The organism is Pseudomonas sp. YuFO20, from assembly GCF_035064975.1.
GTDB lineage: Bacteria > Pseudomonadota > Gammaproteobacteria > Pseudomonadales > Pseudomonadaceae > Aquipseudomonas > Aquipseudomonas putida_AE.
In genome coordinates this window covers 33,262-56,838 of sequence record NZ_JAXDEO010000040.1, presented here as the reverse complement: position 1 = coordinate 56,838, position 23,577 = coordinate 33,262, and the positions used below count along the sequence as shown (strand labels likewise).

The window sequence follows — 23,577 nt, the reverse complement described above, 5'->3', positions numbered from 1 at the left end:
GTTTGTCACTCAAATCCGCAGGTCAGTCGGCAAGCCGTCTTGTTCAATCTGTGAAGACCCGAGGGGGCCACCGGTGTCGGGGCCGCCCTCAGGCTTTGCAACATCAGGGCGAGCGATCAGCGTCGCTTGGCCATCTCGTTGATGAAGCGATCGAACAGGGGTGCTACGTCGTTCGGGCCAGGGCTGGCTTCCGGGTGACCCTGGAAGCTGAAGGCGCTCTTGTCGGTACGCTCGATACCTTGCAGGGTGCCGTCGAACAGCGATTTGTGGATCGCGCGAACGTTGGCCGGCAGGGTCGCTTCGTCTACCGCGAAACCGTGGTTCTGGCTGGTGATCATCACAACACCCGTGTCCAGGTCCTGGACCGGGTGGTTGGCACCGTGGTGGCCGTGGCCCATTTTCAGGGTCTTGGCGCCGGAGGCCAGGGCCAGCAGTTGGTGACCGAGGCAGATGCCGAATACCGGGATCTCGGTTTCCAGCACGTCCTTGATCGCCTGGATCGCGTAGTCGCAAGGCTCCGGATCACCAGGGCCGTTGGACAGGAACACGCCGTCCGGCTTCAGGGCCAGTACATCGGCGGCAGGCGTCTGGGCAGGCACCACGGTCACACGGCAGCCGCGCTCGACCAGCATGCGCAGGATGTTCACCTTGACGCCGTAGTCGTAGGCCACCACGTGGTACGGCAGCTCGGAGGCTTCGATGGTCGCGTGGCTGTCGGTTTTCAGGTCCCAGACAGTCGAGCGCCACTCGTATTTCTCGGTGGTGCTGACGACTTTCGCCAGGTCCATGCCCTTGAGGCCAGGGAAACCCTGGGCAGCGGCGATGGCGGCCTCTTCGGAAATGTTGTCACCGGCCATGATGCAGCCGTTCTGCGCGCCTTTTTCACGCAGGATGCGCGTCAGGCGGCGGGTGTCGATACCGGCGATGGCCACAACGTTGTTGGCCTTCAGGTAGTCGGACAGGGACATGGTGTTACGCCAGTTGCTCGCCACCAGCGGCAGGTCACGGATGACCAGGCCAGCCGACCAGACGCGGTTGGACTCGGCGTCTTCCGGCGTGGTGCCGGTGTTGCCGATGTGCGGGTAAGTCAGGGTAACGATTTGTTGGGCGTAGGAAGGATCGGTAAGGATTTCCTGATAGCCGGTCATTGCGGTGTTGAACACCACCTCACCAACGGTTTGACCGTCGGCTCCAATGGCTTCGCCGCGAAAAATGCTGCCATCAGCAAGGGCGAGTATGGCTGGCTTAGTCAAGAAGACCTCCCGTAAATAAAGCCTGAAAGGGCGATCGCAGGTTGTAAAAAAGCGGAGTGACGTATGGACACGTCACCCCGCTTCTTCACTGAATTATTCTGCGCGCTTTTAGTGGACACACTAAAGCTGTAGCTTACAGAAAAAGGCCTTTTTGGTCTACCGCCAATGAGCCTTAAAGGCTGGAGAATGCGACAGGACGTCGCTTGGCGGGATAAAACCGGGCTCGAACGCTGTGCGCGAGCCCGATTTCGGGTGCATCTTAACGCAGGTCGAGCACGTCTTGCATGTCATATAGACCAGGCTCGCGCCCATCCAGCCACAAAGCGGCACGGACCGCACCCTTGGCGAAGGTCATGCGGCTGGAGGCCTTGTGGGTGATCTCGACACGCTCGCCATCGGCGGCGAACAGCACGGTGTGATCACCGACGATGTCGCCAGCACGAACAGTGGCAAAACCGATCGTCTCGCGCTCGCGAGCACCGGTCTGGCCTTCACGACCGTAAACCGCGACTTTCTTCAGGTCGCGACCCAGGGCATCGGCAATCACTTCACCCATGCGTACGGCAGTACCGGACGGCGCATCGACTTTATGCCGATGGTGGGCTTCGGTGATCTCGATATCGACATCGTCACCCAGCACCCGAGCGGCGGTGTCGAGCAGCTTCAGGCACAGGTTTACGCCGACGCTGAAGTTGGCCGCGAAGACGATCGGGATTTCCTTGCCCGCCTCCGCCAGCAACTGCTTCTCCTCAACGCTGAAGCCGGTAGTACCGATGATCATCGCCTTGTTGTGCTTACGGCAGAAGGCGAGGTTCTTCAGGGTCACCGTCGGGTGGGTGAAGTCGATCAGCACGTCGAACTCATCGACCACACGATCCAGATCACCCGACAGCGGCACGCCGATGCGACCGATGGCCGCCAGCTCGCCAGCGTCCGCGCCGACCAGCGTGCTGTCAGGACGATCCACTGCCGCCGTCAGACCGGCACCCTGCGCTTGCTGCACGGCTTCGATCAGGGTTTTGCCCATGCGCCCGGCGGCGCCCATCACAGCTATACGTCGCATGCCTGTCTCCTTACAAATCGCCGAAGAAGCGTTTCACGCCTTCGAACCAGCCTGTGGTTTTCGGTGAATGACTGTTGTCGTCCGCCAGGGAGTTGCGGAACTCTTCGAGCATTTCACGCTGACGACGGCTCAGGTTGACCGGCGTCTCGACCGCCACACGGCACATCAAGTCACCCGCACCGCCGCCACGCACCGGCGCAACGCCCTTGCCACGCACGCGGAACTGCTTGCCGGTCTGGGTCCCTTCAGGGATTTTCAGCTTGACCCGACCATCGAGGGTCGGAATCTCCAGCTCGCCACCCAGCGCCGCATCGACGAAGCTGATCGGCACTTCACAGAACAGGTGCTTGCCGTCACGCTGGAAGATCGAGTGCTCGCGCACGTTGATCACCACGTACAGATCGCCGGTCGGCCCGCCCATGGCGCCCGCCTCGCCTTCGCCCGACAAGCGAATGCGGTCACCGGTATCGACACCGGCCGGCACTTTCACCGACAGGGTCTTGTACTCTTCGACACGACCTTCGCCGTGACAGGAGTCGCACGGGTCGGAGATGATCTTGCCCTGGCCATGGCAACGCGGGCAGGTTTGCTGCACCGAGAAGAAGCCTTGCTGCATGCGCACCTGGCCGATACCGCCACAGGTCGGGCAAGTCACTGGCGAGGAGCCTTTCTTGGCACCCGAGCCGTCGCACGGCTTGCAGTTGACCAATGTCGGAACGCGGATATTCACGGTCGTACCGCGCACCGCTTCTTCCAGGTCCAGCTCCAGGGTGTAGCGCAAGTCACTGCCACGCTGGGCACCGCCACGGGAACCACCGCGACCGCCACCGAAGAAGTCGCTGAAGACATCGCCGAAGATGTCGGAGAAGTTCTGACCGCCGAAACCGGCACCGCCGCCACCCATGCTCGGGTCTACACCGGCATGGCCGTACTGGTCGTACGCCGCACGCTTGCTGGAGTCGGACAGCACTTCGTAGGCCTCGTTGGCCTCCTTGAACATCTCTTCCGATGCCTTGTCATCAGGATTACGGTCCGGGTGGTGCTTCATCGCCAGGCGACGGTAAGCCTTTTTCAGGTCCGCCTCGCTTGAGCCTCGTTCAACACCCAATATCTCGTAATAGTCACGCTTTGCCATAAGTCTCTGCACTCTTGAGGACGTTCGACAAAACCCTCCTGAGTCTGCCGAACTCATTGAGCCCCAATACAGGCCCGGACCCAACTCACGTCAATTCAACGATCCTGGTCTTGATTCTTGCGGTACTTGCGGCGCGAAAAGCAGGAGCATTTCCGGCCATACCACCAACATCCGAACGTTGTCGCATGCTGTAAAAATTCGCGTATTCCAGATACGCCAACGCGGGAGCAAGCTCCCGCGCGGCGACATCCTACCAGTCACCGCCGCAAGGCAGTCAACCGGCCGACCAACAACTTACTTGTGGTCTTTGACTTCTTCGAACTCAGCGTCGACCACGTCATCAGCCTTCTCGGCCGACTCACCTTGCGGTGCCGCGCCCTCAGCTGGCTGAGCCTGTTCGGCGTACATCTTCTGCGCCACTGGAGCGGAGACTTTCGACAGCTCTTCAACCTTGGCTTCGATAGCAGCCTTGTCGTCGCCTTTCACAGCGGCTTCCAGGGCAACCACGGCAGCTTCGATCGCAGTCTTCTCTTCAGCGCTTACCTTGTCGCCAGCATCGGCAACCATTTTGCGCGTCGAGTGAACCAGTGCATCGCCCTGGTTACGGGCAGCGGCCAGCTCTTCGAACTTGCGGTCTTCCTCGGCGTTGGCCTCGGCATCACGCACCATGCGCTCGATCTCTTCGTCGGACAGGCCGGAGTTGGCCTTGATCACGATCGACTGAGTCTTGCCGGTGGCCTTGTCCTTGGCGCCTACGTGCAGGATGCCGTTGGCGTCGATGTCGAAGGTCACTTCGATTTGTGGCACGCCACGTGGTGCTGGTGGAATCTCGGCCAGGTCGAACTTGCCCAGGGACTTGTTCTGCGCAGCCTGCTTACGCTCACCTTGCAGCACGTGAATGGTCACGGCGCCCTGGTTGTCGTCGGCAGTCGAGAACACTTGCGATTTCTTGGTAGGAATCGTGGTGTTTTTCTCGATCAGCGCGGTCATCACGCCACCCATGGTTTCGATACCCAGGGTCAGCGGGCTGACGTCCAGCAGCAGAACGTCTTTCACGTCACCGGCCAATACCGCGCCCTGGATGGCAGCACCCATGGCGACAGCTTCGTCCGGGTTCACGTCTTTACGTGCTTCTTTACCGAAGAACTCGGTCACCAGCTTCTGAACCAGTGGCATACGGGTCTGACCGCCGACCAGGATCACGTCGTTGATCGCGCCGATCTCGATACCGGAGTCTTTCAGCGCAATGCGGCAAGGCTCGATGGTGCGTTGAACCAGGTCTTCAACCAGCGATTCCAGCTTGGCGCGGGAGATCTTCACGTTCAGGTGCTTTGGACCGGTGGCGTCTGCAGTGATGTACGGCAGGTTGACGTCGGTCGACTGAGCGGAAGACAGCTCGATCTTGGCTTTTTCAGCGGCTTCTTTCAGGCGCTGCATCGCCAGCGGATCACCCTTGAGGTTCATGCCGCTTTCTTTCTTGAATTCGTCGACGAGGTAGTCGATCAGACGAATGTCGAAGTCTTCACCGCCCAGGAACGTATCGCCGTTGGTGGCCAATACTTCGAACTGGTGCTCGCCATCGACTTCAGCGATCTCGATCACGGAAACGTCGAACGTACCGCCACCCAGGTCGTAAACGATCACGGTGTGATCGCCCTTGGCCTTGTCCATACCGTAAGCCAGAGCGGCTGCGGTTGGTTCGTTGATGATACGTTTCACGTCCAGACCGGCGATGCGGCCGGCGTCCTTGGTCGCTTGACGCTGGCTGTCGTTGAAGTAGGCCGGAACGGTGATCACCGCTTCGGTCACTGGCTCGCCGAGGTAGTCTTCGGCGGTCTTCTTCATTTTCTTGAGGATTTCAGCCGAGATTTGTGGCGGCGCCATTTTCTGGCCGTTCACTTCAACCCAGGCGTCGTTGTTGTCAGCCTTGACGATCTTGTAAGGGACCATCTGGATGTCTTTCTGTACCACTTCTTCTTCGAAGCGACGACCGATCAGACGCTTCACCGCATACAGGGTGTTGTGCGGATTGGTCACGGCCTGACGCTTGGCGGACTGGCCAACCAGGATTTCGCCATCGTTGGCGTACGCGATGATCGACGGCGTGGTACGCGCGCCTTCTGCGTTTTCAATAACTTTGGCCTTGCCGTTTTCCAGCACGGAGACGCAGGAGTTGGTAGTCCCCAGGTCGATACCGATAATTTTGCCCATGTTCACTCTCCCGAAACTTTGGATTTGGTTGCCGCAGCAGTGGTGGCTAACTGCGGTAGCACTTAAACGCTTGACTTCTAAATGGGGGCCTCGCGGCTAATTTCAAGCCTGCTCGTCAATCGAAGGCGAAACTGGCGCAGGGGCCTTGCTGACCACGACCATGGCCGGGCGCAGCAGGCGTCCATTGAGCTGATAGCCCTTCTGGAACACCTTCAGAACACTGTTCGGCTCGAGGTCGGCGCTTTCCTGCATGGCCATTGCCTGATGCAGAACGGCGTTGAACGGTTCGCCGTGCGGATCGATCGCTTCCAGCTGATAACGTTTCAGGGTGTCCTGGAACATTTTCAGGGTCAGCTCGATCCCTTCGCGCATCGGACGGATGCTTTCGTCATCCGGGCTGGACAACTCCAGGCCGCGCTCCAGGCTGTCGATGATCGGCAGCAGGTCGCTGGCGAATTTTTCCAGCGCGAATTTGTGAGCCTTTTCCACATCCTGCTCGGCGCGACGGCGGACGTTCTGCAGATCGGCGGCTACACGCAAAGCCTGATCCTGCGCAGCTGCCAGTTGCTCTTCGAGCACTTGTACACGAGCCGCCAGGTCATCACCCGAAGCCTGGGAAGCCTGGTCGGCGTCTAGATTTTGCGTATCCACTGTCTGTTCGTCAGCCATAGAATTCTCCTTTCAATATCGTCCGCGAGCTCGACTCGCGCTTCTGTCCAGCTATATGGGGCCGCAAAATCCGGCTTCAAGGGGCTGGATGCGATTAACCCTACAAAAAGCTCTGCATTGTCATTCCCCAGCGCGCTAAGGATTTCGTCGGTTCAAGCGAAACGAGCTAACGAGGGGCATTGTCAGCCAGAAACAAAACACTGTATAAATAACCAGACCTAAAGCCTGGGAGCGGCCTTCATGCTGGTGCACCTGTCCGTACATAACTACGCCATCGTTGAACATCTCGATCTTGAACTGGATCGAGGAATGAGCGTGATCACAGGGGAAACCGGCGCCGGCAAGTCGATCATGCTCGACGCCCTGGGCCTCACCCTCGGCGATCGCGCCGACAGCGGCGTGGTCCGCCCCGGCGCAGACAAGGCCGACATCCTGGCCACCTTCGACCTGGTCGACATCCCGGAAGCCAGCGCCTGGCTCGCCGAGCGCGACCTCGAGAACGATGGCCCGTGCATCTTGCGCCGGGTCATCACCGCCGAAGGGCGTTCCCGTGGCTACATCAACGGCACGCCCTGCCCGCTGGGCGATCTCAAGGCCCTGGGTGAGCTGCTGATCGATATCCACAGCCAGCACGAACACCAGTCCCTGCTAAAGACCGACACCCACCGCCGCCTGCTCGACGAGTACGCCGGTGCCACGGACCTCGCCCGCCAGGTTCATCTGGCGGCCCAGCGCTGGCGCCAGACTCACCAGGAGCTTGAGCGACTGTCCAACTCCGGCGATGAGCAACGCGCCCGCCATCAGTTGCTCAGCTACCAGCTTGAAGAACTGGAAAACCTTGGCCTGGGCGACAACGAACTGGAAGAACTGGAACAGGAACACAAGAACCTGACAAACGCGGAAACCTTGCTGGGTATCTGCCGGCAAGTGGTGGAACAATGCAGCGAGAGCGATTCCGGCAATGTCCTGAACGCCCTGACGGCAAGCCTGAACCGCCTGTCGAGCGTGAACAGCTCGATTGGCGCGCTGGGCGAAGCCAGCAGCCTGCTGACCAGCGCGCAGATCCAGGTTGAAGAGGCCGTGGGTGAGCTGAACCGCTTCCTGGATAACTTCGACGCAGACCCGGCGCGCCTTCAATACCTGGAAGAACGCCTCGATGCGATCTACACCATGGCGCGCAAACACCGCATCCAGCCGACCGAGGTCGCCGAGATGCAGCAGCGCTTGCTGGATGAAATCGAAACCCTGAACGCCAACGATGAGTCCATCGAGCGACTGAGCGATGAGCTGGCGTCCTATGCCCGTCATTATCAGGAGAAGGCTCGGGAGTTGAGCGACCTGCGCCACCAAGCCTCCAGCAGCCTGGCCAGCGCGGTGGAACAGGAGATCCAGCGCCTGGGCATGCCCGGCGGGCGCTTTGCCATCGAGCTGCGGCCGAACAACAGCAATGAATTGCTGCCGAACGGGCTTGAGCAGGTAGAACTGCTGGTTAGCGCGAACCCGGGGCAGCCTTTGAAAGCCCTGGCGAAGGTGGCATCGGGCGGCGAACTGTCGCGAATCAGCCTGGCCATCCAGGTCATCACCGCACAAACCTCCCGCGTACCGACCCTGGTGTTCGACGAAGTGGACGTGGGCATCGGCGGCCCCACCGCGGAAATCGTCGGCCAGTTGCTGCGTCGTCTCGGCGAGCGCGGCCAAGTGCTGACAGTGACGCACTTGCCACAGGTGGCGGCGCAGGGCCATCAGCATTTATTTGTACACAAAGTTCGCGGCGCGGACGCCACTCGCACGGCCGTCTCCAAACTGAGCAAGAACGATCGCGTCGAAGAAGTGGCCCGGATGCTGGGCGGCATCGACCTGACCAAGGAATCCCTGGCTCACGCCAAGAAAATGGTCGTCACCGCAAAAATCTAAAGCGAACTGTAGGAGCTGCCGCAGGCTGCGATCTTTTGATCTTGCTTTTATAAGGTCAAAAGATCGCAGCCTGCGGCAGCTCCTACAGGCCTATCCAAACCTGCACAAGCAGCAGAAAGCACGAAGGCGACCCTGGGGTCGCCTTCGTTCGTTTCACGAACCGTGGGTTCGCGCGACATGCTTACTTTTTCTTGCGCACGTACAGCACAAGATTGTGATCAACCATCTCGAAGCCATACTTGTCGACGATGGCTTTCTGCAGGCGCTCGATTTCTTCGTCGAAGAATTCGATCACTTCGCTGGTTTCAACGTTGACCATATGGTCGTGATGCTTGCCGTCGTCCAGTTCGAAGACCGCGTGGCCTCCGTCGAAGTTATGCCGCACCACAAGTCCAGCTGCCTCGAACTGGGTCAGTACACGGTAAACCGTGGCCAGACCGACGTCCTCGCCAGCCTCCATCAATGCCTTGTAGACATCCTCGGCACTCATGTGGCGCTGCTCGGCAGAGTCGAGCATTTGCAGAATCTTGACCCGTGGCAGGGTCACTTTGAGGCCGGCTTTGCGTAGTTCGCTATTTTCAACCATGGTCAGCTTTCTCGCGATGCTGCTTCGCAGCTTCTCTTAATGCGGGTATGATCGGCGTTTACGTTGTCCCAGCCAAGATAGTGGAAGTCGCCCACCGATGCAAAACACCAAGCTCTTGCTAACCAGTTTCACCTTTGTGGGACTGCTCGCACTCGCCGGTTGTTCATTCCCCGGGGTTTACAAAATCGACATCCAGCAGGGCAATGTCGTCACGCAGGACATGATAGACCAGTTACGCCCGGGAATGACCCGAAAGCAAGTACGGTTTATCATGGGCAACCCCCTGCTGACTGATACGTTCCATGCCGATCGCTGGGATTACTTGTATAGCCTGCAACCGGGTGGCGGTGAACGCCAACAGGAACGCATTAGCGTTATCTTCAACCCAAATGACCAGCTTGTCAGCCTTTCTGGCGACTTCATGCCCGGCATGAGCCGCGACGAAGCCATTCTGGGCAAGGACAGCGCCCCTGCCGTCACTGCGCCGGCAGAGAACGTCGAACAGCCGAAACCGGAAAAACCGGTCAAGCCAGGTTCGTTGCTTGATCAGATCCAGAAGGAAGTGGACGGTGTCGAAACCGTACCCGTTCCGACTCCAGAACCTCTGGAAACCTCGCCGCAATAATTTGCGACGTAAAAAAACCCGGCATGTCCGGGTTTTTTAATGCCTGGCATTTACCCGGCTCACTGATTTCGCGCTTTAGCCTCGGCAGCCTTGGCCGCACGTAGTCGACGCACCTCCTTCGGATCCGCCAGCAATGGCCGGTAAATCTCGATGCGATCCCCCGGTTGCACCGGGCGACTGTCGGGATGGACGACCACCTTGCCGAAAATCCCCACCGGGCACTGCGACAGTTCCAGCTCCGGAAAAGCTTGTGCAATACCGGACTTCAGCAATGCGGCACGAACGGATGTGCCTGCCGGCACCTTCACCGGCAAGAGCACCTGGCGATCAACGGCGGCATAGACCACCTCGACCTCTATCATCGCCTCAACCATGCATTTGCTTGGCGCGCTGGCAGAACGCGTCCACCAGCGTATTGGCCGCCTGATTGAACAACGGCCCCAGGGTCGCGCGAATGATCGGGCCTGCGTAATCGAACGACAGGTCCAGGCTGATCTTGCAGGCTTTCTCGCCCAACGGCTTGAACACCCACACACCATGCAACTGAGTGAACGGCCCCTCTTCGAGATTCATCTCGATCGATTGGCCGGGCACCAGGGTGTTGCGCGTCACGAAATGCTGGCTGAGCCCGCCCTTGGCCACGCCAACGCTGGCTCGCATATGCTCGGCGGAGCTTTCCAGGACTTCGGCCGTTGAACACCAGGGCAGGAATTCCGGATACCGCGCCACGTCGTTGACCAGGTCATACAGCGCTTGCGCGGGGTACGGCAGCAAGGCCGAACGTGAAATGTGTGTCGTCATGTCAGCGTCACTTCCAGAGCTGGGCGGCAAACACTACGAGAATGCCGATGGGCGCCACATAGCGCATCAAGAACAAGGACAGGGCAAACAACATCGGGTTACGCATCGACAGTTCATCACGCACTGCGTCACGCCCCATTACCCAGCCTGCAAATACCACGAAACACAATCCACCCAGCGGCAGCATGATTCGCGAGGTGAAGAAATCGATCACGCCGAAGAAATCCAGGCCGCCCGCCGCACCCCATTGATAGAGGTGAAACAGCCCGCCTTCGTTCACGAAAAACTTGGCCTCCTTCCAGATATTGAAGGAAAACACGGTGCCCAGACCGACAAACCAGCAGGTAAACGCCAGCCAGAAGGTGACCCAGGCGCGACTGATCTTCGAGCGCTCGACCAAATAAGCCACCATGGGTTCGAGCAAGGATATGGCCGAACTCCAGGCTGCAATCGCGACCAGCACGAAGAACACTACGCCCATCAACTGGCCAAACGCTACGTTACCAAAGGCAAATGGCAGGCTGACAAACATCAGGCCAGGGCCTTCGCTCGGGTTCAGGCCGCCAGCAAACACAATCGGAAACAATGCCAGGCCGGCCACCAGGGACACGAAGGTATCCAGCAGCGCCACACCGACGACGGTCCCGGAAATCGACGAATGCTTGGGCATGTAGGCGCCGTAGATCATGATCGAACCTACCCCGACACTCAGGGAAAAGAACGCGTGCCCCATGGCCGGCAGCAAGCCGTCGAGGACTTTTTCCGGGTGGAAGTCGAACATGAAATGTACGCCCTCCATGAAATGCCCGGTGGTCATGCTGTAGCCCAGCAGCACAAGGATCATCACGAACAGCAGCGGCATCATGATCCGCAGGCTGCGCTCAAGTCCCGCCACCACGCCCTTGGCGATGACGACCGCCGATAGCAGCATGAAAATCGTGTGCCAAAGTGTCAGGCGCCATGGATCGGCAATCACATTGCCAAAGTACGCACCTACCTGATCGGCCGTCGCTCCCTGGAAGTCGCCACGCCCCATGTCGATGATGTAGTCCAGCGACCAGCCGCCGACCACACTATAGAAAGACAGGATCAGCAACGCCGTGATCATTCCGGCAAACGCGCCCCAGGACCACTTGCCCGAATGCCCCGCTTCCAGCGCCAGCACCTTCAAGGCGTTGGCCGGGCTCTGCCGGGCGCGCCGGCCGATCAGGGTTTCGGCGAGCATGACCGGCACACCGATCAATGCGATACAGGCCAGGAACATCAGCACGAAGGCCCCGCCGCCATAGACCCCGACCATGTAGGGGAATTTCCAGATACTACCCAGGCCCACGGCCGAACCGGTCGCGGCGAGTATGAAGACCCAGCGGCTAGCCCAACTGCCGTGGACAGAAACCTTGTCTGTCGACATCGTTATTACGACCAAGCGTTCAAAAAAGAGGCCGCATTGTCCGGGATTCAATCAACCTGCTCAAGCACGCAGCAATCCCGTAGCCGACTCGCGCGCAACTCCCTATAATGCCGCCCCTATGGCTAAACAGAAGAAACACCCAACAGGGACCATCGCGCAAAATAAAAAGGCGCGACACGATTACTTCATCGAACATCGGTTCGAGGCTGGTCTGGTCCTGGCCGGCTGGGAAGTAAAAAGTCTGCGGGCAAGCAAGTTGCAACTGGTTGACAGTTACGTACTGCTCAAGGATGGCGAAGCCTGGCTGCTCGGCAGTCATATCACGCCCCTGACGACCGCCAGCACCCATGTCATCGCCGATCCGGTGCGCACGCGAAAATTGCTGCTCAACCGGCGGGAGCTGGAAAAGCTTGCCGCCGCCGTGCAGCAAAAAGGCTACGCCTGCGTGTGCCTGTCCTGGTACTGGAGCAAGCACATGGTCAAGTGCGAGATCGCTCTGGGCAAGGGCAAGAAGGAATACGACAAGCGCGATACCGAGCGCGAACGCGACGCCGGGCGCGAATTGCAGCGTGCGGTGCGCAACAAGGGCAAGGAAGATTAGTCTTTGCCCTAAGACCGCTTTCGCGAGCAAGCCCGCTCCCACAATGGATTTGTGAACGACACAAAACAAATGTGGGAGCGGGCTTGCTCGCGAATGCAATCGCGCAAACGATACAAACCGTCTGACTACGTCCCCTTGCGCCGCTCCGCCCGAGCCACGCGCTGCACTTCCTGACGCACCTCCTCCAGCACCTCCTGCACATACAGGATGTGTCGACTGGAGACTTCCCGCGCCTGCTCCGCCCTGCCTTCGATAATCGCCTGATACAACTCCCGGTGCTGCGTAATCAGCATGTCGCGGGTTTCGGTGCGCTGCTTGTACATGCCGCCGATGTTCGTCACTACGTTACGCTTTAGCAGATCGAACAGGCCACGAATGGTGTGCAGCAACACCGCGTTATGACTGGCTTCGGCAATCGCCAGATGAAAACTGGCATCGGCCGCGCCCTCTTCCGCCCGACTGACTTCATCGTGGCGCGAATAGCAGTCCTGCAATTGATTGAACGCCGCGGTCAGTCGCTCGCGGTCAACGTCGGTGGCGCGTAACGCCGCGTAATAGGCGCAAGACGCTTCCAGCGTGTGGCGAAACTCCAGCAGGTCGCGCTGGGCTTCGGGGTTGCTTTCCAGCAGATGCAACAGGGGATCACTGAAGGTAGTGCCCAGGGATTCGACCACGTAATTGCCGCCGCCCTGACGACTGACCAACAGGCCCTTGGCGGTCAGCTTCTGAATGGCTTCGCGTAACGATGGACGAGAAACGCCAAATTGCTCGGCCAACGCGCGTTCGGCCGGCAAGCGCTCACCCGCCTTCAGCGTGCCCTCGAGGATCATCCCCTCGAGCTGCTCGACAATATCGTCAGACAAACGGCGCTGCCGAATCTGATCAAACGCCATAACTCATTTTCTCCAACAACCCGACGGTGCGCCGGGGCTCTATTCTGGCCTATCCATGCGGCGCAGGCACCTGCCACGCGAGCATTTCCCGAACAGGCCAGATCCTGCGCAAAACCCTGCCTACGACAAAAGTTTTAGGGCGGCAAATTGACACACCGCCTACAACGCTTTTACCCTAGCCAACAGCGATTGTAATTTGGTATTACCAATTAACCAAGAACGCTGATCAGTGCCTGACCAACAACAATTAGGGGCCACCCCATATGCAAACCTGGCAACAGCTCTACAGCCCGCTCGGCAGCCTCGGCCTGTCCGCACTCGCAGCCGTCATTCCCATCGTGTTTTTCTTCCTCGCCCTGGCCGTGTTCCGTCTCAAAGGACACGTGGCCGGCAGCATCACCCTGGCCTTGTCGATCCTGGTGGCGATCCTTGCCTTCAAGATGCCCGTGGACATGGCGCTCGCCGCCGCCGGGTATGGCTTTGCCTATGGCCTGTGGCCGATCGCCTGGATCATCGTGGCGGCGGTATTCCTCTACAAACTGACGGTCAAGAGTGGCCAGTTCGAAGTGATCCGCAGCTCGGTGCTGTCGATCACCGACGACCAGCGCCTGCAAGTGCTGCTGATCGGCTTCTGCTTCGGTGCGTTCCTCGAAGGCGCGGCCGGTTTCGGCGCACCGGTGGCGATCACCGCGGCGCTGCTCGTAGGGCTGGGCTTCAACCCGCTGTACGCCGCGGGCCTGTGCCTGATCGCGAACACCGCACCGGTAGCTTTCGGCGCCCTCGGTATTCCGATCATCGTCGCCGGGCAAGTGACCGGCATCGACGCTTTCAAGATCGGCGCCATGACCGGTCGCCAGCTGCCACTGCTGTCGCTGTTCGTGCCGTTCTGGCTGGTGTTCATGATGGATGGCCTGCGTGGCGTCCGTGAAACCTGGCCGGCAGCGCTAGTCGCAGGTTTGAGCTTCGCCGTGACCCAATACTTCACCTCCAACTTCATCGGCCCGGAACTGCCGGATATCACGTCGGCCCTGGCCAGCCTGATTTCCCTGACCCTGTTCCTCAAGGTCTGGCAGCCCAAACGCGCCGCCGGCCAGCACATCGTCGGTGCCGTGTCGGCTTCCGTGGTCAGCGCCAGCGCCGGTGGCTTCGGCCAGAAACGCACTACCGTAGCTTCGCCTTACAGCCTGGGGGAAATTTTCAAAGCCTGGTCGCCGTTCCTGATCCTGACCGTGCTGGTGACCATCTGGACCCTCAAGCCGTTCAAGGCGATGTTTGCCGCTGGTGGCTCGATGTACAGCTTCGTGTTCAACTTCGCCATTCCGCACCTGGATCAGTTGGTGATCAAGGTCGCGCCGATCGTGGCCGCGCCGACCGCCCTCCCGGCCGTGTTCAAGCTTGACCCGATTTCCGCCACCGGCACCGCGATCTTCTTCTCGGCGCTGATCTCGATGCTGGTCCTGAAGATCAACCTCAGAACTGGTCTGACCACTTTGAAAGAGACCTTCTACGAACTGCGCTGGCCGATCCTGTCCATCGGCATGGTGCTGGCCTTTGCGTTCGTCACCAACTACTCGGGCATGTCCTCGACCATGGCTCTGGTCCTCGCCGGCACGGGCGCCGCCTTCCCGTTCTTCTCGCCGTTCCTCGGCTGGCTGGGCGTGTTCCTGACCGGTTCCGATACCTCGTCCAACGCGCTGTTCAGTTCGTTGCAGGCAACCACCGCCCACCAGATCGGCGTCAACGACACCTTGCTGGTGGCAGCGAACACCAGCGGCGGCGTGACCGGCAAGATGATCTCGCCACAATCGATCGCCGTGGCCTGCGCCGCGACTGGCCTGGTGGGTAAGGAATCGGACCTGTTCCGCTTCACCCTCAAGCACAGCCTGTTCTTTGCAACGATTGTCGGCCTGATCACCCTGGCCCAGGCCTACTGGTTCACCGGCATGCTGGTGCACTGAGTCCTACAGGCGACAAGGAAAAAACCGACGCCGGGCCACAACCCCGGCGTCAGCTATTCACCACCCGGTCTGCAAGGCTGCTGAAAGAATCTCTGTCTATATTCAGCGGCCTCAGCGGACGGATAACCGGGCCCACCCGGAGACACGCCTGATGAGCGAGCTTTTTTACAACGCTGTGCCGAATGCGACCCGCGTCGCCCCGCCACTGCCCGAGCCTCGGCAATACCCCAGCGAAAAACCGCAACGGGTGTACCTGTTCGGCACCTGCGTAGTGGATCTGTTCTACCCGCAAGCCGGAATGGACGCGATCCACTTGCTGGAACGCGAAGGCATCCGTGTCGAGTACCCGCAAGGGCAAAGCTGCTGCGGGCAACCGGCCTACACCTCGGGTTACACCGAGCAGGCCAGGACCGTGGCGCGCTCTCAACTGGCGCTGTTCGCCGGGGATTATCCGGTGGTGGTGCCTTCGGGTTCCTGCGCGGGCATGTTGCGCGAACACTATGCCGACTTGTTCAAGGACGAACCGGACACCTTGAAGCAGGTTCAGGCACTGGCTTCCAGGACCTACGAGCTGGCCGAGTTCCTGTTATTTGTCTGCAAAGTGCAGTTCAAGGACAGTGGCACGCCGGTGAAGGTAGCGCTGCACACCTCGTGTTCGGCCCGCCGGGAAATGAACACCCACCTGCACGGCCGCGAACTGTTGGCGCAACTGGGCAACGTGGAACGAGTCGAGCACAGTCACGAAAGCGAATGCTGTGGCTTCGGTGGGACTTTCAGCGTCCGAATGCCAGACATTTCCGGGGCGATGGTGGCCGACAAGACCCGCTCGCTGAAGGAATCCGGCGCGCACCAGGTACTCAGTGCCGATTGCGGTTGCCTGATGAATATCAACGGCTCGCTGGAGAAACAGAAAGAAGCGTTGCGCGGCCAACACCTGGCCAGTTTCCTCTGGCAGCGTACCGGGGGTGCCCAATGAGCGCCGCCGAGATTATTCCTACGGTCGCCGTAGAAGAAGACTTCCGCAGCCGGGCTCACGAGGCCTTGGGTGATGCGCAGTTGCGAGGCAACTTCCGCAAGGCGATGGATTCACTGATGATCAAACGGGCCGCGGCGTTCAGCGATGCCCATGAAAGAGAACATTTGCGCGCGCTGGGCAATGCTGTCCGCGCCCGAGCTTTATCGAAGTTGCCCGACCTGCTCGAGCAACTTGAACGAAACCTGACCCGCAACGGTGTGACAGTGCACTGGGCGGAAACGGTGGACGAAGCCAATGGCATCGTCCTCTCGATCATCCGCGCTCACGAGGGGCGGCAAGTGATCAAGGGCAAATCGATGGTCAGCGAAGAAATGGAGATGAACCACGTCCTCGCTGAACAGGGCATTGAATGCCTGGAATCGGACATGGGCGAGTACATCGTCCAGCTCGACCACGAGAAGCCTTCACACATAATCATGCCGGCGATCCACAAGAATGCCGGTCAGGTCGCGTCCTTGTTCCACGACAAACTTGGCGTGGAATACACCAAGGACGTTGACCAACTCATTCAGATCGGCCGCAGGGTCCTGCGGCAGAAATTCTTCGAAGCGGACATCGGCGTCTCCGGCGTCAACTTCGCCGTGGCCGAGACCGGCACCCTGCTGCTGGTGGAAAACGAAGGCAACGGCCGCATGACCACCACGGTGCCACCGGTGCACATCGCCGTCACCGGCATCGAAAAAGTCGTGGAGAACCTGCGCGACGTAGTGCCGCTGCTGTCGTTGCTGACCCGCTCGGCCCTGGGCATCCCGATCACCACCTACGTCAACATGATCTCCGGCCCGCGCAAGGCGCATGAGCTCGACGGCCCTCAGGAAGTTCACCTGGTATTGCTCGACAATGGTCGCAGCCAGGCCTTTGCCGACAGCGAACTGCGCCAGACCCTGAACTGCATCCGTTGCGGCGCCTGCATGAACCATTGCCCGGTCTACACTCGAATCGGCGGCCATGCCTACGGCGAGGTCTACCCCGGCCCTATCGGAAAAATCATCACCCCGCACATGGTTGGCCTGGCGAAAGTCCCGGACCACCCAAGCGCCTCTTCATTGTGCGGTGCCTGCGGTGAGGTGTGCCCGGTAAAGATTCCGATTCCTTCACTGCTGCGTCGCCTGCGGGAAGAAAACGTCAAGGCGCCCGACAGCCCTCATCAAGTGATGCGCGGCCAGGGCAGCAAGTACTCGCGCAAGGAGCGGTTCATCTGGAACGCCTGGGCCAGGCTCAACAGCTCGCCGACGCTGTATCGCCTGTTCGTCCTGGCGGCGACTCGCCTGCGCGCCCTGACGCCAAGGAATGTCGGCCCGTGGACGCAAAACCACAGCGCGCCAAAACCCGCTGCCCGCTCACTGCATGACATGGCCCGCGAGCATCTGGCCAAACAGGGAGACCGTTGATGAGCGCCAAGCAAAACATCCTCGCCAAATTGCGTAAAAGTCTGACAGGCACCACGCCAGTGGCGGACGACTTCGATGTCGATCTGGTGACCCAGCCCTACACTTACACCCCGGAGCAACGCATCCCGCAGCTGCGCAAACTGATGGAAGCGGTACACACGGAAATCCATCTGACGTCCGGCGAAGACTGGCCGGCGGTGTTGGCGAAACTGCTGCAGGAGCGCCAACTGCCCAGCCTGTTGATCGCCCCGACTACGCCGCATGGGCAACGTGTCACGCAGCACTGGGCGACAAATCCCGGGCTGCCGGCGCTCAAGGCCTACAACCGTCCGGTTGAAGAATGGAAAGCCGAACTGTTCAACGATACCCCGGCGAGCCTGACCACCACCCTTGGTGCAATCGCCGCCACGGGCAGCCTGATTATCTGGCCGACGCGGGAAGAACCGCGCCTGATGAGCCTGGCGCCCCCGGTGCATTTCGCCCTGCTCAAGGCCAGTGAAATCCGCGACAATTTCTATCAGGTACAACAGGAATTCGAATGGGCCCAGGGCATGCCGACCAATGCCTTGCTGGTGTCCGGCCCGTCGAAAACCGCTGACATCGAGCAAGTCCTGGCCTACGGCGCCCACGGTCCGAAAGACCTGGTGGTGCTGATCCTGGAGGACCAATGAGTCTACCAGCCGCTTTCCTGCGCGATGCGCAGCAACTGATTCCCCAGGAACGACGTTTCGACGATCCGCTGTCGACGCTGGCCTTCGGCACCGATGCCAGCTTCTATCGCCTGATTCCACAACTGGTGATTCGCGTCGAGTCCGAAGAGGAAGTGGTGGCGCTGCTCAAACTGGCGCAACGCGATCGGGTGCCGGTGACCTTCCGCGCCGCCGGCACCAGTCTGTCCGGGCAAGCCATCAGCGATTCGGTGTTGATCGTGCTGGGGGATAACTGGAACGGTCGCGAGATCCGTGGCCAGGGCACACAAATCCGCCTGCAACCGGGGGTGATCGGCGCGCAGGCCAATGCCTGGCTGGCACCGTTCGGGCGCAAGATCGGCCCGGACCCGGCCTCGATCAACGCCTGCAAAATCGGCGGCATCGTTGCCAACAATGCCAGCGGCATGTGCTGCGGCACGGCACAAAACACCTATCACACCCTGGCCGGCATTCGCCTGGTACTGGCCGACGGCAGCCGTCTCGATACCGAAGATGCTGCGAGTGTCGCGGCGTTTCGCGCCAGTCATGGCGACCTGCTGGAGCGTCTCGCGACCTTGGGCCGCGAGACCCGCGCCAATGCCGATCTGGCTGCGAAAATTCGCCACAAGTACCGTCTGAAAAATACCACCGGCCTGTCACTCAACGCCCTGGTGGATTACGACGAGCCTGTGGATATCTTGAGCCACTTGCTGGTGGGCTCCGAAGGCACCCTCGGCTTTATCAGCGCAGTGACTTACGACACGGTGATCGATCATCCGAACAAGGCCTCGGCGCTGATCGTATTCCCCGATGTGGAAACCTGCTGCAACGCCGTCACCGTGCTTAAAAGCCAACCGGTGTCAGCGGTAGAGCTGCTGGACCGGCGCAGCCTGCGCTCAGTGCAGAACAAACCCGGCATGCCCGCTTTCGTACAACAGCTGTCGAACAATGCCTGCGCCCTGCTCATCGAATCCCGCGCCGCGTCTTCCTCATTGTTGCAGGAACAACTGGCGCAGATCATGGCCTCACTGTCCGACTTCCCGGTGGAGAAACAAGTCGATTTCACCGAAGACCCGCTGGAAAACGCCCGACTCTGGGCGATCCGCAAGGACACCTTCCCCGCCGTCGGCGCGGTGCGCAAAACCGGAACCACGGTGATTATCGAGGACGTGACCTTCCCGGTGGAACAACTGGCCATCGGCGTGAACCGACTGATCGAACTGTTCGACAAACATCACTACGACGAAGCGATCCTTTTCGGACATGCACTGGAAGGCAATCTGCACTTCGTCTTCACCCAAGGCTTCAACAACCCGGAAGAAGTCGCACGCTACCAGGCGTTCATGGACGACGTGGCGCAACTGGTGGCGGTCGAGTTCGGCGGTTCACTGAAGGCCGAGCACGGCACCGGGCGCAACATGGCACCCTTCGTCGAACTGGAATGGGGCAGCGACGCCTATCAGTTGATGTGGCAGCTCAAGCGCCTGCTCGATCCCAACGGCATACTCAATCCGGACGTGGTTCTCAGCGAAGACCCGCAGATCCACCTCAAGCACTTGAAACCCTTACCCGCCGCCGACGAGATTGTGGATAAGTGCATCGAATGCGGCTTCTGCGAACCGGTCTGCCCGTCCAAAGGACTGACCTTGAGCCCGCGCCAGCGCATCGTCATCTGGCGGGACATCCAGGCGAAGAAACGCGCCGGCGTCGATACCCGCGAACTTGAAGCGGCCTTCGAATACCAGGGCATCGATACCTGCGCGGCCACCGGTCTTTGTGCCCAGCGTTGCCCTGTGGGAATCAACACCGGCGAGCTGGTGAAAAAGCTTCGCGGCCTACACGCATCTCATACGAAAACCGCCAACTGGCTTGAAGGCAATTTCGCCACGGCGCTGCAAGGTGCGCGTTTCACCCTGCACGTGGCCAATGGCGCACGGATGTTGCTGGGGGCGCCGCGCCTGGCAAAGTTGTCGGCGACCTTGACGCGCTTGTCCAAGGGTCAGGTCCCGCAATGGACCAACGCCATGCCGCAGCCGGAAAAAGCCATTCGCTTCAGCCCGACGGTGACCGACGAACGCCCGCGCGTGGTGTACCTGGCCGCATGCGTCTCACGCGCGATGGGGCCGGCGGCGGGCGACAAGGAACAGATGTCGCTGTACGACAAGACCCGCGGCCTGCTGGAAAAAGCCGGTTACCAGGTGGTCTTCCCGGACAACCTGGACAACCTCTGCTGCGGCCAGCCGTTCGCCTCCAAGGGTTATGCCGAACAGGCCGAACACAAACGCCAGGAACTGATCGGCGCCCTGCTCCACGCCAGCCGTGGCGGACTCGACCCGATCTACTGCGACACCAGCCCCTGCACGCTGCGCCTGACCCAGGACCTGGGCGATGTGCGCCTGGACCTCTACGACCCGGTGCGCTTCATTCGTACGCACTTGATGGATCGACTGCAGTTCACACCGCAGGACGCGCCCATCGCGGTGCATGTCACCTGCAGCACCCAGCACCTTGGCGAAAGCCAGGCGCTGATCGATCTGGCGCGCAAATGCAGCAACCACGTGGTCATCCCCGAAGGCATTCACTGCTGCGGATTCGCCGGCGACAAGGGCTTTACCACCCCCGAGCTGAACGCGCACTCGCTGCGCACGTTGAAGGACGCGGTGCAGAATTGCAGCGAAGGCATTTCCACCAGCCGCACCTGCGAAATCGGCCTGAGTCAGCATGGTGGAATCGATTACCACAGCCTGGTGTACCTGGTAGACCGCGTAACCCAAGCGCGCCCCACCCTGTAGGAGCAAGCTTGCTCGCGATGGACGTCAACGATAACGCGTGCTGTCTGGATAAACTCGTTACCCCAAGATCCATCGCGAGCTCGCTCCTACAAATTCTTACCCCACAAAATCGCAAAAAAAAACCGAATTCCTGCGCGCGGCTATAGTCATTTAGCTAGGCCCTCTAATCGGGCTTATAACCACCTCGGCTGGCAGCCCGATTCACCGGCAGCACCGAGCCCTCATGCGCAAGGAGATACCCATGAAGCACTCTGCAATGGCTGGATTGTTCATTTCTGCTGCACTGTTGGCATCGCCGGTGTTCGCGGCGGATAAAGATCTTTGTGATGGGAATATCCAAAAACTGGACGATTTCGTTAAAAGCGCGCCTTCCATACCCGAAACCACCATGGACAGCGTCAAGGCCGCACAGGAAAAAGCCAAAGCAGCACGAGCCAGCGGTAATGAGAAGGATTGCATTGAAATCACCAGCAGCATCCTTTCCAAGGAAGAGGTTCGAAACCCTACCCGGAACTGATCCAAGGCAAGGCCAACCTTCGGGTTGGCCTTCCGTGCCACATTGACGTACACTGTACAGGCTTGTTGCTCATACGATTCACGAGCAATGAGTTCGGGGCCGTTTAGGATTCGACGCCGGTTGCGAAACTTTAGGTGCATGCCGAGTTGGTAACAGAACTCGTAAATCCACTGTTGCAACTACTTATAGTTGCCAATGACGAAAACTACGGCCAGGAACAATTCGCTATCGCTGCGTAAGCAGCCTTAGAGAACCTGAGCTTCTGGTACCTTCGGGTCCAGCAATCACCAGGGGATGTCTGTAAACCCAAAGTGATTGTCATATAGAACAGAATCGCCGTGCAGTACGTTGTGGACGAAGCGGCTAAAACTTACACAACTCGCCCAAAGCACCCTGCCCGTCGGGTCGCTGAGGGTTAACTTAATAGACACGGCTACGCATGTAGTACCGACAGCGGAGTACTGGCGGACGGGGGTTCAAATCCCCCCGGCTCCACCACTTCATCATCTAAAGACGTCCACGGACGTCTTTTTTTGTGTCTGAAATCCAGTTAATACAGGGGTTTCAGCGCTTCCTGGGGCTTTGGAGAATTTCTGAGTTCCAGGCGCTTTGGTATCCTAGGTGGTATCCCGGAGCACCAAATGCTATTTTCAGGATACCAAAACGGTGCTGGAGGTAGCCCCATGCCTACTAACGCAACCGCCACTCCGATCGCCAGCTCAAGGCGGTCAAGGCAACTGGTAAAGACTTCGTCCTCAGCGACGGCGATGGCTTACAGCTTCGAGCACGCGCGATCGGCTCAATGATGTGGAATTTCAATTACCGCGAGCCGTTGACCAGAAGCCGTATCAACATGGCGCTTGGCCATACCCCGACCTCTCGCTAGCCAACGCCCGGAAGAAAGCCGCAGAGGCGCGAGAGTTGCTCGCTTTGGGCACTGATCCCAAAACCCAGCGTGATGAGGTAAGGCAAGCCAAACTTGCTGAGACTGAACACACTTTCGAGAAGGTGGCCACTGCCTGGTTCGAACTGAAGAAAGACTCCGTAACCAAAGCCTACGCCGAAGACATTTGGAGATCGCTGACGCTGCATGTTTTCCCAAGTATGAAAACAACGCCGCTCTCGCAAATCACCGCCCCGATGGTTATCAAGATCCTTCGCCCAATCGAGGCCAAAGGGAGCCTCGAAACCGTCAAACGATTGAGCCAACGACTCAACGAGATCATGACCTACGGGGTCAACTCCGGGCTGATATTTGCGAACCCCCTCAATGGAATTCGGGCGGTGTTCAAGAAACCCAAAAAAGAGAACATGGCTGCGCTACCACCTGAGGAGCTTCCCGAGCTCATGATGGAAATCGCGAACGCAAGCATCAAGCGCACGACCCGCTGCCTAATCGAATGGCAGTTGCACACGATGACCCGCCCTGCCGAAGCAGCCACCACACGATGGGCAGATATCGACTTCGACAAGCGCATTTGGACCATTCCGCCAGAGCGCATGAAAAAGCGGCGCCCGCACACAATCCCCCTCACCGATCAGGCACTTTCGTTACTGGAAACGCTCAAGCAACTCAGTGGTAACAGAGAGTACGTGTTCCCCTCAGATAGAAACCCCCGCACCCATGCCAATAGCCAGACCGCCAACATGGCGTTGAAGCGCATGGGCTTTCAGGACCGTCTAGTCAGCCACGGCTTGCGCTCGATGGCGAGCACCATCCTGAATGAGCATGGCTGGGATCCGGAACTGATCGAGGTCGCACTGGCGCATGTCGACAAGGATGAAGTTCGTAGCGCCTACAACAGGGCGGATTACATCGAACGCCGGCGTCCGATGATGGCCTGGTGGAGTGAGCATATCCAGAAGGCAGCCACCGGCAGCCTGTCAGCATTGGCCATCAATCAAACCAGAGATCGCAACGTCATACCGATTCGCTGAACATCCAAAAGGTACCCGCCACCGGCTACGATCCGTGTCGTGTAGCAGGGCGAAAGGAGTGACGACAGTTGCCAGATCTCTGGTATGCCTGCGC

At 59.6% G+C, this 23,577-nt stretch carries 19 protein-coding genes, 1 other RNA gene and 1 pseudogene; 11 read left to right on the top strand and 10 right to left on the bottom strand.

What is annotated here, in order from left to right; genetic code table 11:
* Positions 1-116: 116 nt before the first annotated feature.
* The 5 genes from carA to grpE form a co-directional block, all read right to left on the bottom strand.
* Complete coding sequence (gene carA, locus SOP85_RS21525) at positions 117-1,253, bottom strand: glutamine-hydrolyzing carbamoyl-phosphate synthase small subunit (RefSeq protein WP_046820625.1); 1,137 nt, start codon at positions 1,251-1,253, stop codon at positions 117-119.
* A 259-nt stretch (positions 1,254-1,512) separates the two neighbouring features.
* Positions 1,513-2,316, bottom strand: coding sequence for a 4-hydroxy-tetrahydrodipicolinate reductase (gene dapB / locus SOP85_RS21520; protein ID WP_323628168.1), 804 nt, complete (start codon positions 2,314-2,316; stop codon positions 1,513-1,515).
* Between the two features lie 10 nt (positions 2,317-2,326).
* Positions 2,327-3,451 (bottom strand): molecular chaperone DnaJ, encoded by a 1,125-nt coding sequence (gene dnaJ, locus SOP85_RS21515; protein WP_274074075.1) that lies wholly within the window; start codon positions 3,449-3,451, stop codon positions 2,327-2,329.
* Between the two features lie 294 nt (positions 3,452-3,745).
* Complete coding sequence (dnaK, locus tag SOP85_RS21510) at positions 3,746-5,662, bottom strand: molecular chaperone DnaK (RefSeq protein WP_274074076.1); 1,917 nt, start codon at positions 5,660-5,662, stop codon at positions 3,746-3,748.
* Positions 5,663-5,764: 102 nt separating this feature from the next.
* On the bottom strand, positions 5,765-6,331 hold the full coding sequence (grpE, locus tag SOP85_RS21505) for a nucleotide exchange factor GrpE (RefSeq protein ID WP_274074077.1): 567 nt from the start codon (positions 6,329-6,331) through the stop codon (positions 5,765-5,767).
* 240 nt (positions 6,332-6,571) lie between these two features.
* Here grpE and recN point away from each other — a divergent pair, with 240 nt between their 5' ends.
* Positions 6,572-8,245, top strand: coding sequence for a DNA repair protein RecN (gene recN / locus SOP85_RS21500; RefSeq protein WP_274074078.1), 1,674 nt, complete (start codon positions 6,572-6,574; stop codon positions 8,243-8,245).
* A 181-nt stretch (positions 8,246-8,426) separates the two neighbouring features.
* On the opposite strand, the gene fur is transcribed toward recN, so the two are convergent.
* Positions 8,427-8,831 carry a ferric iron uptake transcriptional regulator gene (fur, locus tag SOP85_RS21495; RefSeq protein ID WP_003197684.1) on the bottom strand — a complete coding sequence of 135 codons (405 nt, stop codon included), beginning with the start codon at positions 8,829-8,831 and terminating at the stop codon, positions 8,427-8,429.
* Positions 8,832-8,928: 97 nt separating this feature from the next.
* Between fur and SOP85_RS21490 the strand changes: the two genes are divergently transcribed.
* The gene (locus tag SOP85_RS21490) at positions 8,929-9,456 is read left to right on the top strand and encodes an outer membrane protein assembly factor BamE (protein WP_274074079.1); all 528 of its coding nucleotides are present in this window, start codon (positions 8,929-8,931) and stop codon (positions 9,454-9,456) included.
* 59 nt (positions 9,457-9,515) lie between these two features.
* Here the strand turns inward: SOP85_RS21490 and SOP85_RS21485 are convergent, their stop codons facing one another.
* Genes SOP85_RS21485 through SOP85_RS21475 form a run of 3 tightly spaced genes read right to left on the bottom strand, consistent with a single transcriptional unit; the run spans position 9,516 to position 11,668 of the window.
* On the bottom strand, positions 9,516-9,830 hold the full coding sequence (locus SOP85_RS21485; RefSeq protein ID WP_274074080.1) for an RnfH family protein: 315 nt from the start codon (positions 9,828-9,830) through the stop codon (positions 9,516-9,518).
* Positions 9,823-10,257, bottom strand: coding sequence for a type II toxin-antitoxin system RatA family toxin (locus SOP85_RS21480; RefSeq protein WP_274074081.1), 435 nt, complete (start codon positions 10,255-10,257; stop codon positions 9,823-9,825). Before SOP85_RS21480 ends, SOP85_RS21485 begins: the two co-directional genes overlap by 8 nt.
* 7 nt (positions 10,258-10,264) lie before the next feature.
* Positions 10,265-11,668 (bottom strand): sodium-dependent transporter, encoded by a 1,404-nt coding sequence (locus tag SOP85_RS21475; protein WP_323628167.1) that lies wholly within the window; start codon positions 11,666-11,668, stop codon positions 10,265-10,267.
* Between the two features lie 118 nt (positions 11,669-11,786).
* Here SOP85_RS21475 and smpB point away from each other — a divergent pair, with 118 nt between their 5' ends.
* Positions 11,787-12,269, top strand: coding sequence for an SsrA-binding protein SmpB (gene smpB, locus SOP85_RS21470; protein ID WP_008057382.1), 483 nt, complete (start codon positions 11,787-11,789; stop codon positions 12,267-12,269).
* A gap of 125 nt (positions 12,270-12,394) precedes the next feature.
* Here the strand turns inward: smpB and SOP85_RS21465 are convergent, their stop codons facing one another.
* Entirely contained in the window at positions 12,395-13,162 is a 768-nt protein-coding gene (locus SOP85_RS21465; RefSeq protein WP_323628166.1) for an FCD domain-containing protein, read from the bottom strand.
* A gap of 263 nt (positions 13,163-13,425) precedes the next feature.
* On the opposite strand from SOP85_RS21465, the gene SOP85_RS21460 reads away from it, so the two are divergent.
* The 8 genes and pseudogenes from SOP85_RS21460 to SOP85_RS21425 all read left to right on the top strand — a co-directional run.
* The gene (locus tag SOP85_RS21460) at positions 13,426-15,120 is read left to right on the top strand and encodes a lactate permease LctP family transporter (protein WP_323628164.1); all 1,695 of its coding nucleotides are present in this window, start codon (positions 13,426-13,428) and stop codon (positions 15,118-15,120) included.
* A 151-nt stretch (positions 15,121-15,271) separates the two neighbouring features.
* The gene (locus tag SOP85_RS21455; protein ID WP_274074085.1) at positions 15,272-16,096 is read left to right on the top strand and encodes a (Fe-S)-binding protein; all 825 of its coding nucleotides are present in this window, start codon (positions 15,272-15,274) and stop codon (positions 16,094-16,096) included.
* Positions 16,093-17,547, top strand: coding sequence for a LutB/LldF family L-lactate oxidation iron-sulfur protein (locus SOP85_RS21450; RefSeq protein WP_323605473.1), 1,455 nt, complete (start codon positions 16,093-16,095; stop codon positions 17,545-17,547). Before SOP85_RS21455 ends, SOP85_RS21450 begins: the two co-directional genes overlap by 4 nt.
* On the top strand, positions 17,547-18,218 hold the full coding sequence (locus SOP85_RS21445) for a LutC/YkgG family protein (protein ID WP_323628163.1): 672 nt from the start codon (positions 17,547-17,549) through the stop codon (positions 18,216-18,218). The genes SOP85_RS21450 and SOP85_RS21445 overlap by 1 nt, the downstream gene beginning before the upstream one ends.
* Positions 18,215-21,028: an FAD-binding and (Fe-S)-binding domain-containing protein gene (locus tag SOP85_RS21440; RefSeq protein ID WP_323628162.1), complete on the top strand. Its 2,814-nt coding sequence runs from the start codon at positions 18,215-18,217 to the stop codon at positions 21,026-21,028. Before SOP85_RS21445 ends, SOP85_RS21440 begins: the two co-directional genes overlap by 4 nt.
* Before the next feature lie 241 nt (positions 21,029-21,269).
* Entirely contained in the window at positions 21,270-21,545 is a 276-nt protein-coding gene (locus tag SOP85_RS21435) for a hypothetical protein (protein WP_323628160.1), read from the top strand.
* Positions 21,546-21,640: 95 nt separating this feature from the next.
* Positions 21,641-22,043: a transfer-messenger RNA gene (ssrA, locus tag SOP85_RS21430) on the top strand.
* A gap of 202 nt (positions 22,044-22,245) precedes the next feature.
* Positions 22,246-23,483: pseudogene (locus SOP85_RS21425) on the top strand (integrase domain-containing protein); the annotation flags it as partial.
* Positions 23,484-23,577 lie beyond the last annotated feature (94 nt).

Excerpts from the sequence above, each read along its gene's own strand:
- SOP85_RS21490 (WP_274074079.1), top strand. The coding sequence starts at position 8,929 with ATGCAAAACACCAAGCTCTTGCTAACCAGTTTCACCTTTGTGGGACTG.
- SOP85_RS21435 (WP_323628160.1), top strand. The coding sequence starts at position 21,270 with ATGAAGCACTCTGCAATGGCTGGATTGTTCATTTCTGCTGCACTGTTG.
- dnaJ (WP_274074075.1), bottom strand. The coding sequence starts at position 3,451 with ATGGCAAAGCGTGACTATTACGAGATATTGGGTGTTGAACGAGGCTCA.
- fur (WP_003197684.1), bottom strand. The coding sequence starts at position 8,831 with ATGGTTGAAAATAGCGAACTACGCAAAGCCGGCCTCAAAGTGACCCTG.
- SOP85_RS21465 (WP_323628166.1), bottom strand. The coding sequence starts at position 13,162 with ATGGCGTTTGATCAGATTCGGCAGCGCCGTTTGTCTGACGATATTGTC.
- SOP85_RS21440 (WP_323628162.1), top strand. The coding sequence starts at position 18,215 with ATGAGTCTACCAGCCGCTTTCCTGCGCGATGCGCAGCAACTGATTCCC.
- dnaK (WP_274074076.1), bottom strand. The coding sequence starts at position 5,662 with ATGGGCAAAATTATCGGTATCGACCTGGGGACTACCAACTCCTGCGTC.
- SOP85_RS21475 (WP_323628167.1), bottom strand. The coding sequence starts at position 11,668 with ATGTCGACAGACAAGGTTTCTGTCCACGGCAGTTGGGCTAGCCGCTGG.
- SOP85_RS21450 (WP_323605473.1), top strand. The coding sequence starts at position 16,093 with ATGAGCGCCGCCGAGATTATTCCTACGGTCGCCGTAGAAGAAGACTTC.
- SOP85_RS21455 (WP_274074085.1), top strand. The coding sequence starts at position 15,272 with ATGAGCGAGCTTTTTTACAACGCTGTGCCGAATGCGACCCGCGTCGCC.
- SOP85_RS21485 (WP_274074080.1), bottom strand. The coding sequence starts at position 9,830 with ATGGTTGAGGCGATGATAGAGGTCGAGGTGGTCTATGCCGCCGTTGAT.
- recN (WP_274074078.1), top strand. The coding sequence starts at position 6,572 with ATGCTGGTGCACCTGTCCGTACATAACTACGCCATCGTTGAACATCTC.
- grpE (WP_274074077.1), bottom strand. The coding sequence starts at position 6,331 with ATGGCTGACGAACAGACAGTGGATACGCAAAATCTAGACGCCGACCAG.
- smpB (WP_008057382.1), top strand. The coding sequence starts at position 11,787 with ATGGCTAAACAGAAGAAACACCCAACAGGGACCATCGCGCAAAATAAA.
- SOP85_RS21460 (WP_323628164.1), top strand. The coding sequence starts at position 13,426 with ATGCAAACCTGGCAACAGCTCTACAGCCCGCTCGGCAGCCTCGGCCTG.
- SOP85_RS21445 (WP_323628163.1), top strand. The coding sequence starts at position 17,547 with ATGAGCGCCAAGCAAAACATCCTCGCCAAATTGCGTAAAAGTCTGACA.
- dapB (WP_323628168.1), bottom strand. The coding sequence starts at position 2,316 with ATGCGACGTATAGCTGTGATGGGCGCCGCCGGGCGCATGGGCAAAACC.
- SOP85_RS21480 (WP_274074081.1), bottom strand. The coding sequence starts at position 10,257 with ATGACGACACACATTTCACGTTCGGCCTTGCTGCCGTACCCCGCGCAA.